Raw genomic sequence first — 19,314 nt, 5'->3', positions numbered from 1 at the left:
AAATCAGGAATATTACTGGAAAAAATCATATTTATTCCCAAATCCTCAATATCCAATCATCAATTACCAGCCTAAAATAAATAAGTAGCAACTTAGTCCACTTAAATTTTGATACTAGCAATCTAAACAACAAAATGATGATTAAAGTTCCTTTTGTAGACCTGAATTTACAACATCAACCGATTCAAGCTCAATTGCAACAAGCCATTGAGGATGTATTAGTAAAGGGAGATTTTATTTTAGGTCAAGCGTTATCCGATTTTGAGACTGCGTTTGCAGTAGCATCTGGTACAGAATATGGAATTGGTGTGGCATCTGGAACTGATGCGATCGCACTGGGTCTACAAGCTTGTAACATCGGTGCTGGGGATGAAGTTATTTTACCAGCTAATACCTTTATCGCCACATTGATAGGTGTAGTCAGTACAGGGGCTAAACCAATTTTGGTAGATTGTCACCCCAAAACAGCCTTAATTGATTTAGAAGCAGCAGCTAAAGCCATTACCCCCCAAACCAAAGCCATTATTCCTGTACATCTCTATGGTCAGATGGTATCACCCAGCCAATTATTAGACTTTGCTAACACGTACAAAATTTTAATTTTTGAGGATGCAGCCCAGGCACATCTAGCCGAACGGGAAGGATATCGCGCTGGTTCAGTGGGTATAGCAGCAGCCTTTAGCTTTTATCCCAGCAAGAATTTGGGAGCATTTGGAGATGGAGGTATGGTAGTAACTAATGATCCAGATGTAGCAGCAAAAATGCGACGATTGCGAAATTATGGTTCATCGCAAAAATATGTGCATATTGAACCCGGTACAAATAGCCGCTTAGATACCTTACAAGCAGCCATATTACACCAAAAATTACCCTATTTATCTCAGTGGAATAGCGATCGCCTAAACATTGCCCAGAGGTATGATATAGAACTAGCACCTTTAGCCTCAGTTGGGATTATTCCCATACACAACCAAAGCGGTACAGGACACATATATCATCTTTATGTAGTCAAAATTGATGACTCTTGTCGTCTCCAACGTCAACAACTGCAAGAACAATTAACAGCAGCAGGAATTCAAACCGGCATTCATTACCCAATTCCGTGCCATCTTCAACCCGCATTTAATTATTTAGGTTATCAACAAGGCGACTTTCCCCAATCAGAACAGCTATCCCAACAAATATTATCCTTACCTATGTACCCTGGTTTGAACAATAGCCAAATCACAGAAGTTATCACTGCTATTTATTCCATATTGAAAATTAAATTAAACTGAATTTAATTCATTTTACCTACTCAACAATAACCAGTCCTAAGAGCATTTTAAAAATTGGAATTAACACTATGGAACTACAGCAACAAATTAAAAACCGCAACACAATCCAATTGTTAAACTGGGGAATTTTAGTAACTTTGCTTCTGCTTTATGCTCCCATATTGCTACATTGGGTAGATGGTTGGCTACACAAAAGTATCAGTATAGAACATGAATATTTTAGCCATGGTATGATTGGTCTGCCTTATGCTGGTTATTTAAGTTGGACAAACCGGAAACAGTGGCAACGGCTACCGAATATTAACCATCCTCTCAGCATTGGTTTATTCATAATAGGCGTAATTTTTTATCTAAGTGGTGTAGCTGAATGGGTTAATTTATCCTTACCCATCATCTTGACAGGACTGTGCTTATGGTTCAAGGGCATCCCAGGCTTAAAATTACAAGGATTTTCCCTATTATTAGTATTTTTAGCTACACCAACCGCATTACCTTATCTTATCGCTCCCTATACATTTCCTCTGCAAAGCTTTATTGCTGGTACAGCAGCCTTTATCCTCAATCAGTTTGGCATGAAAGTTATAGTAGATGGAATAAACTTATACGTGGGTGGAAGAATTGTAGAAGTTGCACCCTATTGTGCCGGATTAAAAATGTTATTTACCACTGTTTACGTTGGTTTAATGCTGCTTTATTGGACAGATGCCTTATCTTCACGGCGCATAACTATGAGTTTTTTATCTATAGCCATCGTTATCAGTATAACTGCTAACATCGTTCGTAACACCTTATTAACCTTTTTTCACGGTACAGGTAACGAAGGCGCTTTTGTATGGCTACATGAAGGTTGGGGTGGCGATCTCTACTCTGGTTGTATGCTGTTATTACTAATACCTTTACTCAATTACCTCAACGATTATTTTTCAGAAACTCCAGTAATGCCGTTACCAGAGGAAATAAAGGATGTATAAACAAGAGTATAGTATATAGATAATTAAGTGATTAGACGGACATGATATGATTTCCTTATCCAAAATTTTCCAGGAAAAGCAATGGAGTCAGGTAGCCGTATTGATTTTACTGCTACTGTTGTTAACAGTGGGAGCAGTTCCTGGATACCTAACAGGAAAATGGGTGTGGCAGCAGCCACCGTCAGTCAATAAACTCCAGGAATTGAAAAATATTCGCAAAGTAGGATTAAATATTCCTGGTTGGCAAACTGTTCAACAGTCAGAATCACAAATTGGCGAACATAAATGGTCTTTGCAGATACTCAAACAAAAAGACCCAGCAAATGAAGCTATACTGCTGCTGCTGCCGCAAAACGGTCCGCGAGATCAACCAGAAGTAGAGTGGATAGATATTAGTGGTTGGGGGAAATCAACTTGGGGAAAGTGGGATATGGCTCAATATCGTACTGCTGAATTTACTTTCAAACAGCCCTCCACTCAAGATTTGAATAATACCATAAAAATCAAGTCAAGATTTTTTCGGGCTACAACACAAAAACAAACTTTTGCTGTTTTACAATGGTACGCAATGCCAAATGGTGGAACATCATCACCTTTTAAGTGGTTTGTATCAGACCAATTAGCACAGTGGCAAAAAAAGCGTGTACCTTGGGTGGCTGTGAGTATTTTAATGTCAATGGAGTCTTTTGGAGAAGCAGAAACATCTTGGTCAAAGCTTCAGTCGTTGGGTGAAAAAGTACAATCTGAATTAATGTCAATAGTTTTATAACTGATTTTATTTCACAAATCTGCACCAATGTTTATAGTGCCTAGTTCTCACAAACGTGCATTTAACGCCCTGTTTTTTGTCACTCTCCAGGTAAGTGTTGGGTTGATAACGTCTATTCAACCTATATTAGCGCAGCCTTTACCATCTGTAGAACCATCTTCAGTAGAATTTACAACACCTCCTCCTACGTCTGAAGAAGTATCTCCCAGTACAAAGGAAGAAATTTCACCACAATTCAACCGTTATCTATTGGATACAGGAGATACACTCAATGTTATCTTTCAGCGTCCTCCTGGACTATACCGGTTAGGAATTGGAGATTCTATCAGTGTGTCAGTGCAAAGATTTCCAGATTTAACTTTTCAAGCGGCAATTAATCCAGAAGGTAATATTGTAGTGCCTCTACTGGGAGTGATATCTTTACAAGGCTTGAGTTTGAAAGAAGCCGAAGCAAAAATTCGCTCTGGTTTAAATCGCTATGTTATTGATCCCATTGTCTTGTTATCACTATCTGGAGAACGTCCGAATTTAAGTTTCTCAGCCCCTGTTGGTCAAGATGGTAATATCATTATCCCGCAAGTTGGAAAACTATTTGTAAAAGGCTTAAGTTTGGAAGAAGTTCAAGAAAAGATTCGCTTGGCTTTAAGTCGTATTACTACTGATACTGTAGTAACGTCTTTATCACAAATACGTCCAGTTCAAGTTACAATTACTGGGGAAATATCTCGTCCAGGAATTTATACTGCTGGTGTGGGAATGCCTCGCATTACTGAGATTTTATCATTAGCTGGTGGTTCAACTTTGACAGCAGACCTGCGACAAGTGCAAATACGCCGTAAGCTCAGTGATGGTTCTATAGTTTCACAAAATGTTGACTTATACGCCTCATTGCAAAGTGGTGGTTCGCTGCCTAATTTGCGTTTACAAGATGGGGATGCAATCATTATCCCACGTCGAGAACTTGGTACAGATGATGGTTATGATCGCAAATTAGTGGCACGTTCGACTTTGGCTGTACCTCAGATTAAAGTCAGAATTTTAAATTATGCTGCGGGAGGAATTGTAACTCAATCTTTACCCAATGGTAGTACATTTATAGATGTTTTGGGAGGTGTGAATCTTAACACTGCTAATCTTCGGGATATTGCTTTGGTTCGTTTTGATCCGGAACAAGGTAAAGCTGTTACTCAAAGACTTGATGGTAAAAAGGCGCTAGCTGGTGATGCTTCTCAAAATTTAGCACTGCAAGATAATGATGTAATTGTTGTTGGTCGAAACTTAATCGGCAAACTTCAAAATTTATTTACTACCATTACCCAACCATTTTTTAATGTGCAGTCCTTTTTGCAATTTTTTCAAACCTTTGGTAACGGGGTTTTCGGTGGTGGTTCAAATTAATAATATGGTCAGTAGGAATAGCTTCTTGAACCTAATGAATGAGTAATTATTAAGGTTCTTCAGTATCTAGTATGCAAAATCAAGCCAAAAAATCTCGGAAAGCTGACTATACATAAGAAATAAACCATAATTTTGAACATTATTACAAAATATCGCCTCTTTACCCTGTTCCCTTTGTGAGATTGGAGATTTAGCATAACAAGTGCGGTAGAACCATTATTAATAACAGATTAAATCCTATGACACCACCAATCATTAAGAAATATATTATTGCTTTTGAGAAGTATAAATGGATTGGATTAGCTAGTTTTGGTTTAGTAGTAGCTGGGACAACAGTGGTGGCTATACAACCAGAACCACCAGTTACCTACCTAATAGAAGCTGCGGTGTCCTATAGTGGACCACCAGTTTCTTTCTCAAAAACAGCCAGTGAAATTCAACAACAAGGGAAAGAACTGACACAAGAGGTTTTACTCTCAGATCAAATTATTCTCAAGGTAGCGGATAAAGTAAAAATAAAACCAAAAACGATTGCTGCCAATGTGAAATTAAAGATGCCTGAAAAAACGAAATCGGGAGCATTAGAAAGTCCAATAATATTAGTTTATTATACAGATAGTGATGTTAATAGAGGTGTAGATGTATTAACAGAATTGACAAAATTAATGGTGCAGTTGAGTGGTGATATTAACACTGGTAGACTGAAAACAATTATAAAAAAAATTAATGAGCTTTTGCCACAAGTTAAGAAGGAACTCCAAGCTGCTGAAAATACACTGGAAGAATATGATCGTCGGGAACGTCCGGCACTTATGGAAGCAGAAAATGGTAGTTTGCTCCTGGGGATTAGTAATAGTAAAATGCAGCAAAGAGAAATTAAATTCACTATTGCTGGAATTGATGCTCAACTTCGTTCTTTAGAAAATAAGTTGGGTTTAACAGTTGGTCAGGCTTATGTTTCTTCAGCGTTGAGTGCTGATACTATTATTGCCAATTTGCGATCGCAAATTTATCAAGTAGAGTCACAAATTGCCATTCTCAGAAAAGATTTGCGGTCTGAACATCCGACCATGATTCAATTACAGCGCCAAAAAGAAGCGGCTGAAGAATTGCTGCAACAACGTGCTAGTGAGGTGTTAGGTGGTGGCGGGATGGCTGCTCCTATACGAGGTAATGTTACAGGTATTCGCACTCAAAGTAGTTTAGACCCGACACGACAGGCGTTAGCAAATCAAATGGTGGCTTTGCAAACCCAGCGTGAAACCCTGGAACAACAACTAAAGCAACAAATTCAACAGGAGAAGCAATTACAGCGAGAATCTACTCTCATCCCCAATAAGCAGTTAGAGCGATCGCGTTTGGAACAAGCTGTAGGCTTTAAAAAAGCTATATATGACCAAATGCAAGCCAAGCTTACCGATGCAAAAGCCGCAGAAGCAGAAACTGTTTCTAGTCTGAGCTTAACCAAACCACCAACACCTTTACCTGTAGTTGCTAAACCCAAGAGTGTACCTGCTACCTTGGCTATTGGTGGTTTATTGGGTGCTGTAATTGGTGGTGGTGTCATATTTCTGCTGGGGTCACTGGAAGGAACTTTCAAAACCAGAGAAGATATTCGGGAAAGCCTCAAGCAACGAGATGTGCTACTACTGGGAGAATTGCCAATAATCCCATCTGATGATTTAGAGCCAGAAACCTTGCCAGTCATACTTTCCCCCGATTCTCCTTATTTGGAGTTTTATGAGAAATTCCGCAGTAATTTACGTCGGATTGTTGGTAAAGAGATAAAGGTGATATTAATTACTAGCGTTAGTAGTCAGGAAGGTAAAACATTGAGTGCCTATAACCTGGGGATAGCTTCAGCAAGGGCTGGGAAAAGAACCTTGATTATCGAAGCAGATTTGCGATCGCCCTCCCAAGCTTCATCTCTGAAGGTTATTCCTGACTCCTATATCCATATTGAACCTCTGTATTATTATTCTAGTTTGAGTGAATGTATTCGCTTAGTTCCTGATGTAGAGAATTTATACATTATTTCTAGCATCGGTCCTGTGCGTCAATCTGCTGCTATCATAGAATCTAATGAAATGCGTCGCTTGATAGAAGATGCTCGTGAACGCTATGATTTAGTTATTGTAGACACAAATCCTCTCAGTATTTCCAATGATCCATTATTATTTCAACCCTATAGTGATGGCATAGTGCTGGTAGCGCGACCTAACTATACACAAGAAAATATGCTCACTGAAGCTATTGATCAATTAGTAGAAGATGAGTTAGGGCTATTAGGAGCTATTATTAATAGTGCTGATATCAGAGTTTCCATGCCTCAACTAGCAGAAGAATTACCTACATCTATACCTGACCTAAACCTGGAAGTGATTCAACAAACAGAAGACATATCCACTATTTTCGGTAAAAATTAGCGTTTTCAACAGGGTGTCGAGTGTGGGGAAAATTTGCAGAAAACAGAATCTATCATCTATTTCTAACCGTCGCTGCTAACTCCTCAACCAACCAGCTATTAAATTGATTATAAACAGGTAAACGTGGTCTCAACTCCCAGCCCGCAGGTTGTAAAATTTCCCTGAGTCTCTGTTCCTGCAAATGTGGATAATCAGGGTTAACCTCATCCTTGGGACTTATTCCCCCCAAATCTCTAGCACCTGCATCTAAACACGCGAGTAACCAACCCTCATCTTTAATTAAATTAGGCGGAATTTGAATTGTAATATCTGCGGGTAAAATTTCCCGTGCTTTAGCTATGACTTCCGGTAGTTGAAGAGGATTAAAAGCTTCTGCATCAAAGATTTGCTGACTTCCCGGACTGTGGGGTTGCAAAATCACCTCTTGTATATGTTGGTAACGGTGATGCAAATCAGAAATAGCTGCTAAAGTCTCCCACCAGTCATCTTCAGTTTCTCCTATTCCCAAAAGTAACCCAGTTGTAAAGGGAATTTGTAACTCTCCCGCCCACTGTAACTGTTGTAAACGCAATTGGGGTAACTTACTCGGTGCATGACGATGAACAGTATTTAACAACTTGGGTGTCAACTGTTCCAACATCAACCCCATGGAAACATTAACATTTTTCAGCTTTTGCATTTCCGCAAAACTCAGTGGTCCGGCGTTGGTATGGGGTAAAAATCCCATTGATAAGGCTAAAGCACATAAATCATAAATAAGCCCAAACCAAGCCTCACGCCTGGATGATAAAGGATGCACTTCACCACTAAGGATGAGGATTTCACAGACATTTTGATTTTTTAAAGGTAATAAAATATTCTCTGCTTCAGCTAACGTCATCCAAGGATGAGAACCAGGTTCAACACGGAAATTACAGTAACTACATCTATTAAAACATTCGTAAGTGGGAACAAGAGTATATGCAGGACTGTAAGTAACGATTTTTTGGTTAAATGAGAGCATTTGTACTAAACCAGAAATATGTTTACAAAAAAATAAAGGCTGAAACCCTTAATATATCTAGGTTTTTTCAGGCTGTGAGAAAAATATTAAAAAATATTACGAAAACCCCTTTACAAATCGAAACATTTTGCTTAATATAAATTCATGAGGTAGAAACACCTACCAAAACATACATAACCAAAACGCAATTATAAAGACATGACCACAGCCATTCAACAGCGCCAAAGCGCCAACGTATGGGATCGATTCTGCGAATGGATCACCAGCACTGAAAACCGGATTTACATAGGTTGGTTCGGAGTCTTGATGATTCCAACCCTACTATCTGCGATCGCTTGCTTCGTAATTGCATTCATCGCTGCTCCCCCCGTTGATATCGACGGTATCCGTGAGCCAGTAGCAGGTTCTCTACTCTATGGAAACAACATCATCTCCGGTGCAGTTGTTCCTTCTTCTAATGCGATCGGTTTACACTTCTACCCCATTTGGGAAGCAGCTTCCTTAGATGAGTGGTTGTACAACGGCGGTCCTTACCAATTGGTAATTTTCCACTTCTTAATCGGTGTAGCTTGCTATCTCGGTCGTGAATGGGAACTTTCTTACCGCTTAGGTATGCGTCCTTGGATCTGCGTAGCTTTCTCCGCTCCTGTAGCAGCAGCAACCGCAGTATTCCTAATCTACCCAATCGGTCAAGGTTCATTCTCCGATGGTATGCCTTTAGGTATCTCTGGAACATTCAACTTCATGATCGTGTTCCAAGCTGAACACAACATCTTGATGCACCCCTTCCACATGCTTGGTGTAGCTGGTGTATTCGGTGGCTCCTTGTTCTCTGCAATGCACGGTTCTTTGGTTACATCTTCCTTGGTTCGTGAAACAACCGAAACCGAATCTCAAAACTACGGTTACAAGTTCGGTCAAGAAGAAGAAACCTACAACATCGTTGCAGCACACGGTTACTTCGGTCGCTTGATTTTCCAATACGCTTCCTTCAACAACAGCCGTTCACTTCACTTCTTCCTCGCTGCTTGGCCTGTAATCGGAATCTGGTTCACCGCTTTGGGTGTAAGCACAATGGCTTTCAACTTGAACGGTTTCAACTTCAACCAATCCATCATTGATTCTCAAGGTCGCGTCATCGGTACTTGGGCTGATGTAATCAACCGCGCTAACTTAGGTATGGAAGTAATGCACGAGCGTAACGCTCACAACTTCCCCTTAGACTTGGCTGCTGGTGATATTGCTCCTGTTGCTTTAACTGCACCTGCAATCAACGGTTAATAAATAAAGCTTAGTCAAATAAAAAACGCTCTCCTGACGGGGGGCGTTTTTTTGTTGTTTTTATACTAAAAACGGTTGGGAACTTTACTTTTAAACGCAGAGGTTCGCTGAGGTAAACGCAGAGTGACGCAGAGTTTTGATTTAAGTTTTTCCAACGATGAGATAGAAGTAATTTATTTTTGGTGGATGTCTTTTACACAGGTAAGCGTCCGGTGATGAACATTTTATAGCCTCCTGACATGAGAACTAGTGAGAGGAAAAATTGCCAGAGGCTCGTAGGATTGAGAATGGCTCGACTACTCATAAATACAAGGATAATTCCCATAACTACGGGTATCCAGCCGAGATTTTTCATACTTCTAGGGAAGAATATTAATATCATCACTCCTATTGTTAGTGCAAGTACAGATGTGTCCGCAGCTATTCCCCGCCACCAGTAAGGATAAACGTTGGTTGTAAAAATGATGTTTTGTCCAACCAAGTAGATGCCCAATATCAGCAACCCAAAGCCTAATATTCTCAGTAAAAAGCCCATAATTACTTTAATTTACAAATTTGGTTACACTTTAGCACATACTATACTGGGTGCATAAGTATTGTTATGGCACAGGAAAGGGTAGCCAGGACATCAATTAATTAAGGATTAAACTCCGGCTACAAACAAAAAGATTTTACTTCTGAATTCTGATTCGGTAACTCCTTACTCCTGCTATATCTGGATCATCTGAAGTGTTTGTTGTATGAAGGACGATTTATGTTACAAGATGTTGCTGCTCAGATTGCTTTTTCTTCTTCATCTCTAAATTTAGTCACAGTCTTAGGCGCTACTGGCACTGCGGGAATACTTGGTTGGCGGTGGTGGAAACAAAAAAATGCTTACAAATCTCTAGAGTCTCTTCCTTCTCCTCCCAGACATTGGCTATTAGGAAATATTCCTCAAGTATTAGCAGCAGTAAAACAAAAGAAATTGTTCCAATTATTATTTGATTGGAGCAAGCAACTAGGCCCGATGTATGTTTATTGGGTTGGTCAACCTGTTGTTATTTTGACTAAACCAAAAGTGATCGAAGACACCATTATTAATGGTATGAGAGACGGTAGCTTAGTTAGATCCGAGCGAGCAAGCAAAGCTTGGAACGATATTAGTGGACCCATTCTTTTGGGTCAAAATGGCGCTGAGTGGCAGTGGCGACGCAAAGCTTGGAATCCTGAATTTAGTTCTAGTGGTCTTTCCAAATATGTTGAGATTATTAATCAAGCTTGTGAACAAGTAATTGAAACTATTCAGGAAGTTGCACCAACACAGGAAGTACAGGTAGATCCTTTATTTGTAGAATTGACGATGAGGGTAATTTCCTCTTTAGTGCTGGGTATTCCTGTAGATAGAAAAACCGTTAGTCCTGAAGGACCACCCTTGGATGTTGCTAAAGTGTATGAGGCAATGTCTATTTTAGGTTATCGGTTTTTACGGGTAGCTACTGGTGAGAAGAGATGGAGGAAATATCTACCAACTAAAAATTCACGAGATTATTGGTCAGTAAGACGATGTTTAGAGGAGTTTCTTGCTCCCCGTGTAGATTTAGCTTTGCAGATGAGAGAACAAAACAAAACTGATTTAGGACAGGTCAGTTCTTTGTTCCGGGAATCAATGTTAGTGAAAATAGCTGCTAAAGAACCAAACTATAATCGAGAATCATTAATAGCAGAAGCTGTTGAATTATTAATAGCTGGTACTGATACAACAGCCCATACTTTATCTTTTGCAGTAGCAGAGTTATTCTTAAATCCCAGGGTTTTTCAAAAAGCACAGGCGGTAGTTGATCAAGTTTGGCAAAGTCAAGGCACGATTAATACAGAAAGTTTCAAGGAATTGAGTTACATTCGCGCTATTTTCAAAGAAACTTTGCGCCTTTATTCCATCGCTTCCGGCTCAACTTCATTGGAAGCTAAACGAGAAATTGTGATTGAGGGTCAGGTAATTCCTTGCGGCACGAAGATATTCTGGTCAATGCTTGCAGCGGGAAGAGATCCAGAAGTTTATACAAATCCTGAAGAATTTTTACCAGAACGTTGGTTAGACCAAGACAAAGAAAATATTCAACTGCCAATGATAGATTTTGGATCGGGTTATCATCGTTGTTTGGGTGAGCATCTTTCAATGCTAGAAGCAACGGTGATGTTGGCATTATTGTTGCGTCACTTTGATTGGGAGTTGGTCAATGGTCGTTCATCTGTGGAAAATTTACAGCAAAACCTTTTGATTTATCCATCTGATAGAATGCCAGTACGTTTTCGGTTGAGAAGTTAGGTATTTTTCTGGACAATATGTCTAACTTTTAAGTTATAGGTAATTGGGCGTTAATAAGCACAATGCCTATGGCTAAATAAAGGTGAATATTTCAAGTATTTTTTGTCAGAATCAGGATGTCCAGGATTTGAGGATTTACAGGATGGTAATTCTTATGAATCAAGATGTAAATATTGATAATCTGTATAGTTCTGAGGTAGATTGGACGTATCTGGAAGCATCCCAACAGTTGCAGCTAGATAAGCAAAATTATGGTTCTGATTATATTCATCTTTATGTTGATGATATAGAAGGTGATTGGCTAGAAAATTGGAATTGGGAAGAGGATTTAAACGATTATATTGATGCTTTTTATCATCATTGTGAACAGGGAAATTATCAATTTGCTTTTGATACTTTAAAAGCTGGTGATGATTTGTTGAATCAGCCGGAGAATTATGAAAAGGGTTTAGAAGTTTATGGTTATTTGGTTGAAAGATTAGAGCAAGAGAAAGAAAAAAATCTAAAAATCACTGAAGAAATTCTATAATTATCGAATCAACGTTATTTTAGTATTCAAAAATAATGTAAAATATAAAAAATATAAAAAATATAAAAATGAATGCAAGTTAGTAAGCTAATTCAATAAATGTAGATGTTTTACCTAAATAAAAATATGACCGAACTCTCTAATAAAAGACAGCTATCAAGGATTGTTTTAAAAGGTTTCAAATCTATTGCGGAATGTGATCTTCAGCTTTCTCAACTTAACATACTCATTGGCTGTAATGGTGCAGGAAAATCCAATTTTATTGGCTTTTTTCGGATGATTGAGCAGATGCTTGAGAAGAAACTACAAGTTTTTGTCAGTCGTCAAGGTGGACCAGATTCAATATTACATTTTGGTAGAAAAACAACTGCAAAATTGGAAATTGAACTCTATTTTGGCAATAATAGATATTTTGCCACCCTTGAACCTACTCAAGATAACCGTCTGATGTTTTCTCAAGAGTGTTTTGGCTGGGGTGATGGTGAGTGGGAAATAGGTAGTGGTTATTTTGAAACTCAGGCTTGTACTGGTACTGGAACAGGAATTGATGAATATGTATTATCTGCTATGCAGCAATGGCGAGTTTATCATTTTCATGATACCAGCGACAGTGCTTATGTAAAACAAGTTGCTCCTATTAATGATAATATTTACCTGCGTCCAGATGGTCGTAATTTGGCAGCTTTTTTGTATTTATTAAAAAACAATTATTCTCAATCTTATCAACAAATTGTCAAAACAATCCGGCTTGTTGCTCCTTTTTTTGATGATTTTTTCTTGCGTCCTTCTCCACACAATCAAGATTTTATAGAACTAGAATGGTTTGAACAAGGTCAGGATATTCCTTTTAAAGCTCATCTGCTGTCTGATGGAACGCTGCGTTTTATATGTTTAGCAACTGTATTTTTACAACCTGCTGCTTTGCAACCAGAAACTATTTTAGTTGATGAACCAGAATTAGGTCTTCACCCTTATGCAATTACTATTTTAGCATCTTTAATGCGTGCTGCTTCTAGAGAAAAACAAGTAATTGTTTCTACTCAATCTGTGGAATTATTAAATGAATTTACAGCAAATGATGTGATTGTTGTAGATAGAAAAGATGGTAAATCATTACTGCGTAGATTAAATGAGGATGATTTACAAGAATGGTTGGAAGATTACACTTTAGGAGAATTGTGGAAAAAGAACATTATTGGAGGTAGACCTTCAAAATGATTCGAGTCAACATTTTTGTAGAAGGACAAACGGAAGAAACTTTTGTCAGAGAATTACTTTACAATCATTTTTTGCAACAAAACATATATGTTAATCCTATACTTTTAGGTGGTGCGGTAACTTATGGAAAAATCAGAAAAGAATTATATCGTAAATGTTCTGAAGATAGCACCGCTTTTGTAACTACGATGTTAGATTTGTATGGATTACCAAAAGATTTTCCTGGTACAAGTTCTATTCCTACTAGCAATAATCCTTTTGAGAAAGCTGAATATCTAGAAAAACAAATGGGTGTAGATATTGGAAAACAAAATTTTATTCCTAATCTCTTGGTACATGAGTTTGAGGGACTTCTCTACAGTAATCCACAAGCTTTTTTAGGATGGTTTGATCAAAGTATTGTAGAACAGCTACAACGTGAATGTGAATCATTTCCTTCACCTGAACATATTAATGATAGTCCGATAACAGCACCTTCTAAACGTATTCTCAGATGTTGTCCTGGATATGATAAACCTTTACATGGTTCTTTAATTGCTATGGATATCGGTTTGGATATAATACGTAATCAGTGTCAGCATTTCGATAAATGGTTAACACGACTGGAAAATATTAAGTAGTTAGCTATTTTGTCTGAATTAGGATGTCCAAGATTTAAGGATTTACAGGATGGATATTTTATGACTAACAATGTAGATATGTTCAATAGAAGTACAAACGCAGTAAATTTTGGAGTTAATCGAAAACAAGCAGAAAGTATTATCGAGAGATTCTTAGATAATGAAAATTATAGAGTTTTAGCTGTTAAGGGTAAATGGGGTGTTGGCAAAACACATTTAGTAAGAAATCTTTTAGACAACCAGCGCAAAAATGATTATTTATATGCTTCTATTTTTGGTATTTCTTCAATTGAACATTTGAAAGCAAGAATATTTGCTAATTATCAAAAAAATCAACTTAAGCCAATTCAGAATGTTGTTGAATTTTTAAATCGCAATTCTGTAAGATTAGAAAAACCTCAAAAACTAGACTTTGAATTATCAGGTGAAAAACCTCAAAAACTAGACTTTGGATTATCAGGTTCATTACTTACTATAGGTGGTGATTTGTTGCTGGAGATATTATTTAATTTAAACGTTAATGGTAAATCAATTATCTGTATTGATGATTTAGAAAGAAAATCTCAGCTTCCATTAAAAGATATATTTGGATTTGTTGAGTATTTGGTTCAAGATTTGAAATGCAAAATTATTCTCATTTATAATGAAGATGAGCTTGAGAAAGATTCACAAACTGCTTTAGAAACCTATCGTGAAAAAGTAATTGATAAAGAATTTAATCTAAATCCAACAGTAGAAGAAAATTTAGATTTTATATTTAAAGATTCTTCTGATATGGATGTAATTAAAGAAGTATTCAAAAAAGCTGGTACGAATAATATTCGAGTTATCCGCAAAACTAAATGGCTTATTGATGAGTTCATTCCCTTAATGCAAGATTGGGAAGAGAGTTTGCGGCATCAAATTATCAGAAATATTATGGTTATTAATATAGCCAAATTAGATACTGAATTCAGTAAAAGATTTTCTATTGATGGTATAGATCCTTAGGACTTACGCAAGTGTCACACCAAACATCTATTTTATGGTGCGTCAGACTTCATAAATCCTGCGAATAAACAGATATTTGATATCTGACGCACCCTACTAATATGCCAGTTGCGTAAGTCCTGATCCTATTGATACTATATTATCAATGTCCCATAATGCACAAAAATATTATGATCAATATAAAGACGAAGATGAGAAAACCGCTAACGAAAGATGGAACTTGAGGCTAAAAATAGGAGATATAGGGTATATAAATTTAGAAAAATTAGATACAATTATACTTAAATTTATCGAAACATCTTTATTAAAGGATGAAGAGTTTATTAAAGAAGGGCAGATTTTAAACGAAAAAGAACAAAGAGATCAAATTATTAAAAAACTTGATGAGCTTTCCAATCATCTTTATAGATTTAAATACTATAATTCATTTGCAGATAATGAAAAAGATATTACTAATGGAATACTTACTTTTCTGGAAGATAATCACATTCAATTAAGCATCCCACAATTTGAACAAATTGAAAGATTTGCTTCAATATTAGGACTTGATATTTCTAGTTATAAAAAATCACTATTAGAAACCATATTAAAGGAGATTTTAGAATACAACTATTATGATGATTTAATCAGTTTTAGACATCAAGTAACTAAATATCCTGATTTAGAAGCCTCTTTAAACGAGAAAATTAAAGAATATTACCAGATATTAGATATTACTACAGCTTTGCAAAATATAATTAATGTTGATTCTTCTTCAAGATCATCTAGACTTCATGAAGATATTAAATTTTTGAAAAGCTGTACCGTTGATGAATACTGTGAATGGCTTAAAAAAGGTCATCCTGAGTTACTAGAAATGGTTAGATGGTTACTAAAATCTGGTTATGAACCAGCATCCCAAAACATAGAAACAGCTATTCGTAGATTAGCTGAATGCAGTAAAATAAACAAAATTAGAGCAAAGTACCTTTACAATATAGATATAGATAATCAACCTCATCCTGATAGCGAAGCGTGGCGTAAGCCATAAATCCTTAAATCCTGGACATCCTGATTCAGACAAAGAACATTACTGAATAACCAACAGAATGCTTTAAAATGACCAACTCCATGTAAAATACATATTTCGGTCTGTATTTCCTCAACATCATGGGCAGCACTTTTGGTCATCTTTTCCGAATCACAACATTTGGCGAATCTCACGGCGGCGGTGTGGGTGTTATCATTGATGGTTGTCCCCCACGACTGGAAATTTCCGCTGAGGAAATTCAATTTGAACTAGACAGAAGACGGCCAGGACAAAGTAAAATCACCACACCCCGCAAAGAAGCGGACACCTGTGAGATTTTATCTGGGGTGTTTGAGGGGAAGACGCTGGGAACGCCAATTTCGATTTTGGTCAGAAATAAAGATACCCGTTCCCAAGATTATGATGAGATGGCGCAAAAATACCGTCCTTCCCATGCAGATGCTACCTATGATGCTAAGTATGGGTTTAGAAATTGGCAAGGTGGCGGTAGGTCTTCAGCCCGTGAGACAATAGGTAGAGTTGCTGCTGGTGCGATCGCTAAAAAGATTTTACATCAAGTTGCAGGTGTGGAAGTTATCGCCTATGTCAAGCGCATCAAAGATTTAGAAGGCGTAGTTGATACCAATACCGTCACATTAGAAAATGTAGAAAGCAATATTGTCCGCTGTCCAGATGGTGAAATTGCTAACCAAATGATTGAATTAATTGAAAAAACTGGTAGAGATGGTAATTCTATCGGTGGTGTGGTTGAGTGTGTGGTGCGGAATGTTCCCAAGGGTTTAGGTGAGCCAGTTTTTGATAAATTGGAAGCAGATTTAGCCAAAGCGGTGATGTCACTTCCTGCAAGTAAAGGTTTTGAAATCGGTTCTGGTTTTGATGGAACTTTGTTAACAGGTTTTGAACATAACGATGAATTTTATATAGATGAAAATGGCGAAATTCGTACCATAACCAATCGTTCTGGTGGTATTCAAGGGGGAATTTCTAACGGAGAAAATATTATTTTGCGAGTTGCTTTTAAACCAACTGCAACTATTAGAAAAGAACAAAAAACTGTAACTAAGGAAGGTGAAGAAACAGTTTTAGCCGGTAAGGGAAGACATGATCCTTGTGTTTTACCCCGTGCTGTACCGATGGTTGATGCTATGGTGGCTTTGGTTTTATGTGACCATCTCTTACGGCATTATGGACAGTGTAAGGTCTTGTAGAAATTTGGTGTTTGTACAGGTTTGAGGTGCATAAAGAGCGATCGCACTTCACCCTGTTCCTATCCTACGTTAAGCTGTGAGACAATAAGATATCGAAAAAAACTAACTCAAATATTACAGTCTGGAGATCAGTAAGTTATGTTGGGTGCGATCGCAGGTGATATCATTGGCTCAATTTATGAGTTTTACAATATAAAAACAAAGGACTTTCCCCTTTTTGACGATAGATGTCATTTTACAGATGACACCATATTAACCCTTGCAGTTGCTGAAGTCATTCTCAATGCAGACGAATTTCCTGATAAAACTAAATATATTGACAAATTACAATATATTCAACAATTCAAATCCTACTACGGTGAATATCCCTACGCTGGTTATGGTAGTGGTTTTATTAAGTGGGCAAATTCTGGTAGCACAGAACCATACAACAGTTGGAGTAACGGTTCTGCTATGCGAGTCAGTCCCATTGCATCTGCATTTGATGACCTCAATATTGTGTTAGAAGAAGCGCGACATAGTGCCGAAGTCACTCATAGCCATCCTGAAGGCATAAAAGGCGCACAAGCAACAGCAGCATCTATATTTTTAGCCCGTACAGGTTATGATAAGACCGCTATCAAATCCTATATCCAAAATTCTTTTGGTTATAACTTAGAGCAAACTTTAAACGACATTAGACCAACTTACAAATTTGATGTTTCCTGTCAAAATTCTGTTCCCCAAGCCATCATTGCTTTTATAGAATCAACAGATTTTGAAGATGCAATTCGCAATGCTATTTCTATCGGTGGAGATAGTGACACCATTGCTTGTATTACAGGTAGTATTGCTGAACCATTTTATGGTGGTGTTCCAGAACATATAGCAGAATGGATATTCACTAAATTAGATGATCATCTTTGGACTATTACGGACAAATTTATGTCTCAATATTACGCCTAAATCAAGGCAAGAAGGCAGGATCTAAGAGTTAGGAAGGAAGAAGCATAGTAACGGTTTTAGGTTTTTCATCTTTTGTTAAATAGTCATTATTGATCTGAAAAAGGAGATATAGAGTTTTATTGACTGCGAGCCTTGCTAGATAATTTATGATTACACTTAAGTAGTAAGTAATTGAATTATCGACTTTATCAGGGTTTTCATCAGTAGAACTATCAATCTTGTTTTCACTAAAAACATAAATGACTCAAATCCCCATTACTCCTACCAATGACCTAGAAATCAACGCCTCTAGGCAGTTCATTCCTTGGCTACATGAACAAAACCTCAGTTTGGCCTTCACCACTTACCAAGCTGGGAAAATTTTTTTCATCGGCTTGCAACCAGACGGGCAACTGTCAGTATTCGAGCGGACACTAGATCGGTGTATGGGCTTGTATACTCAGGATAGTAGCTTATACATCAGTACACTATATCAACTATGGCGGTTTGAAAATGCCTTAGAACCAGGGCAAAATCATCAAGGTTATGACGCGCTTTATGTACCCCAAGTAGGCTATATCACTGGAGATTTAGATATCCACGATCTTGTTCTCCAGCGAGAGTTAAATAATACACAAAAATTAGTATTTGTCAATACCCTGTTTAGCTGTCTGGCAACCGTCAGCGAAACCCATAGTTTCATTCCCCTGTGGCAGCCGCCTTTTATCTCCAAGTTAGCAGCTGAAGACAGATGCCACATGAATGGATTGGCATTGCGAGATGGAAAAGCCAAATATGTTACTGTTGTCAGCCAAAGTGATGTGGCAGAAGGATGGCGAGATAAACGGGTAGACGGTGGATGCGTCATTGATGTGGAAAATAACGAAGTCATACTCACCGGACTTTCCATGCCCCACTCACCCCGTTGGTATAGAGACAAACTGTGGTTACTCAACTCCGGTAGAGGGGAATTTGGTTACGCAGATTTGGAACGGGGAATATTTGAACCTGTGGCCTTTTGCCCAGGTTATCAGCGTGGTTTAGCCTTTCACGGAGACTTTGCCGTCGTAGGCATATCTCGACCCAGACACAACAAAACCTTTAGCGGATTGCCCCTAGATGAGCAATTACAAGCGAAAAATGCCGAACCACGCTGTGGATTACTGGTCATTGACCTCAGAAGTGGGGATGTGGTTCACTCATTGCGTTTAGAAGGGGTAGTTGAAGAACTTTATGACGTGGCAGTTTTACCCGGAATCAGGCGACCAATGGCAATAGGCTTTCGCACTGATGAAATCCGGCGCGTCATTACGATAGGTGCATCTGAGATTTGAGATGAGATAAAACAACCAGCCAATTTTT

At 37.9% G+C, this 19,314-nt stretch carries 17 protein-coding genes; 15 read left to right on the top strand and 2 right to left on the bottom strand.

Annotated elements, in window-relative coordinates:
• Positions 1–134 precede the first annotated feature (134 nt).
• The 5 genes from ACLLO5_RS17335 to ACLLO5_RS17315 all read left to right on the top strand — a co-directional run bounded on the left by ACLLO5_RS17335 (position 135) and on the right by ACLLO5_RS17315 (position 6,841).
• Entirely contained in the window at positions 135–1,277 is a 1,143-nt protein-coding gene (locus tag ACLLO5_RS17335; RefSeq protein WP_413171725.1) for a DegT/DnrJ/EryC1/StrS family aminotransferase, read from the top strand.
• A 68-nt stretch (positions 1,278–1,345) separates the two neighbouring features.
• On the top strand, positions 1,346–2,248 hold the full coding sequence (gene crtB, locus ACLLO5_RS17330; RefSeq protein ID WP_413171724.1) for a cyanoexosortase B: 903 nt from the start codon (positions 1,346–1,348) through the stop codon (positions 2,246–2,248).
• A 46-nt stretch (positions 2,249–2,294) separates the two neighbouring features.
• Entirely contained in the window at positions 2,295–3,017 is a 723-nt protein-coding gene (locus ACLLO5_RS17325) for a cyanoexosortase B system-associated protein (RefSeq protein WP_413171723.1), read from the top strand.
• 27 nt (positions 3,018–3,044) lie between these two features.
• A complete protein-coding gene (locus tag ACLLO5_RS17320) occupies positions 3,045–4,415 on the top strand; it encodes a polysaccharide biosynthesis/export family protein (protein ID WP_413171722.1) in 1,371 nt (456 codons plus the stop codon).
• 239 nt (positions 4,416–4,654) lie between these two features.
• A complete protein-coding gene (locus tag ACLLO5_RS17315; protein ID WP_413171721.1) occupies positions 4,655–6,841 on the top strand; it encodes a GumC family protein in 2,187 nt (728 codons plus the stop codon).
• Between the two features lie 52 nt (positions 6,842–6,893).
• On the opposite strand, the gene cofG is transcribed toward ACLLO5_RS17315, so the two are convergent.
• Complete coding sequence (gene cofG / locus ACLLO5_RS17310) at positions 6,894–7,844, bottom strand: 7,8-didemethyl-8-hydroxy-5-deazariboflavin synthase subunit CofG (protein ID WP_413171720.1); 951 nt, start codon at positions 7,842–7,844, stop codon at positions 6,894–6,896.
• A gap of 198 nt (positions 7,845–8,042) precedes the next feature.
• On the opposite strand from cofG, the gene psbA reads away from it, so the two are divergent.
• Positions 8,043–9,125 (top strand): photosystem II q(b) protein, encoded by a 1,083-nt coding sequence (gene psbA, locus ACLLO5_RS17305; RefSeq protein WP_413171719.1) that lies wholly within the window; start codon positions 8,043–8,045, stop codon positions 9,123–9,125.
• Positions 9,126–9,318: 193 nt separating this feature from the next.
• Here the strand turns inward: psbA and ACLLO5_RS17300 are convergent, their stop codons facing one another.
• Positions 9,319–9,660, bottom strand: coding sequence for a hypothetical protein (locus ACLLO5_RS17300; RefSeq protein WP_413171718.1), 342 nt, complete (start codon positions 9,658–9,660; stop codon positions 9,319–9,321).
• Between the two features lie 219 nt (positions 9,661–9,879).
• Between ACLLO5_RS17300 and ACLLO5_RS17295 the strand changes: the two genes are divergently transcribed.
• The 9 genes from ACLLO5_RS17295 (at position 9,880) to ACLLO5_RS17255 (ending at position 19,286) form a co-directional block, all read left to right on the top strand.
• Complete coding sequence (locus ACLLO5_RS17295; protein WP_413171717.1) at positions 9,880–11,433, top strand: cytochrome P450; 1,554 nt, start codon at positions 9,880–9,882, stop codon at positions 11,431–11,433.
• A 154-nt stretch (positions 11,434–11,587) separates the two neighbouring features.
• Complete coding sequence (locus tag ACLLO5_RS17290) at positions 11,588–11,962, top strand: hypothetical protein (RefSeq protein WP_413171716.1); 375 nt, start codon at positions 11,588–11,590, stop codon at positions 11,960–11,962.
• A 126-nt stretch (positions 11,963–12,088) separates the two neighbouring features.
• Positions 12,089–13,180: an AAA family ATPase gene (locus tag ACLLO5_RS17285; protein WP_413171715.1), complete on the top strand. Its 1,092-nt coding sequence runs from the start codon at positions 12,089–12,091 to the stop codon at positions 13,178–13,180.
• The gene (locus ACLLO5_RS17280) at positions 13,177–13,800 is read left to right on the top strand and encodes a DUF4276 family protein (protein WP_413171714.1); all 624 of its coding nucleotides are present in this window, start codon (positions 13,177–13,179) and stop codon (positions 13,798–13,800) included. The genes ACLLO5_RS17285 and ACLLO5_RS17280 overlap by 4 nt, the downstream gene beginning before the upstream one ends.
• A 60-nt stretch (positions 13,801–13,860) precedes the next feature.
• Positions 13,861–14,790 (top strand): P-loop NTPase fold protein, encoded by a 930-nt coding sequence (locus ACLLO5_RS17275; protein WP_413171713.1) that lies wholly within the window; start codon positions 13,861–13,863, stop codon positions 14,788–14,790.
• A 145-nt stretch (positions 14,791–14,935) separates the two neighbouring features.
• Complete coding sequence (locus ACLLO5_RS17270) at positions 14,936–15,820, top strand: hypothetical protein (protein WP_413171712.1); 885 nt, start codon at positions 14,936–14,938, stop codon at positions 15,818–15,820.
• A 119-nt stretch (positions 15,821–15,939) separates the two neighbouring features.
• On the top strand, positions 15,940–17,028 hold the full coding sequence (gene aroC, locus ACLLO5_RS17265; RefSeq protein ID WP_413171711.1) for a chorismate synthase: 1,089 nt from the start codon (positions 15,940–15,942) through the stop codon (positions 17,026–17,028).
• 138 nt (positions 17,029–17,166) lie between these two features.
• Positions 17,167–17,973 carry an ADP-ribosylglycohydrolase family protein gene (locus tag ACLLO5_RS17260; RefSeq protein ID WP_413171710.1) on the top strand — a complete coding sequence of 269 codons (807 nt, stop codon included), beginning with the start codon at positions 17,167–17,169 and terminating at the stop codon, positions 17,971–17,973.
• Positions 17,974–18,212: 239 nt separating this feature from the next.
• Positions 18,213–19,286 (top strand): TIGR03032 family protein, encoded by a 1,074-nt coding sequence (locus tag ACLLO5_RS17255; RefSeq protein ID WP_413171709.1) that lies wholly within the window; start codon positions 18,213–18,215, stop codon positions 19,284–19,286.
• Positions 19,287–19,314 lie beyond the last annotated feature (28 nt).

It is taken from the genome of Anabaena azotica SJ-1 (assembly GCF_047275885.1).
Lineage (GTDB): Bacteria > Cyanobacteriota > Cyanobacteriia > Cyanobacteriales > Nostocaceae > Trichormus_B > Trichormus_B azotica_A.
This window is presented reverse-complemented; position numbering and strand designations above follow the sequence as displayed.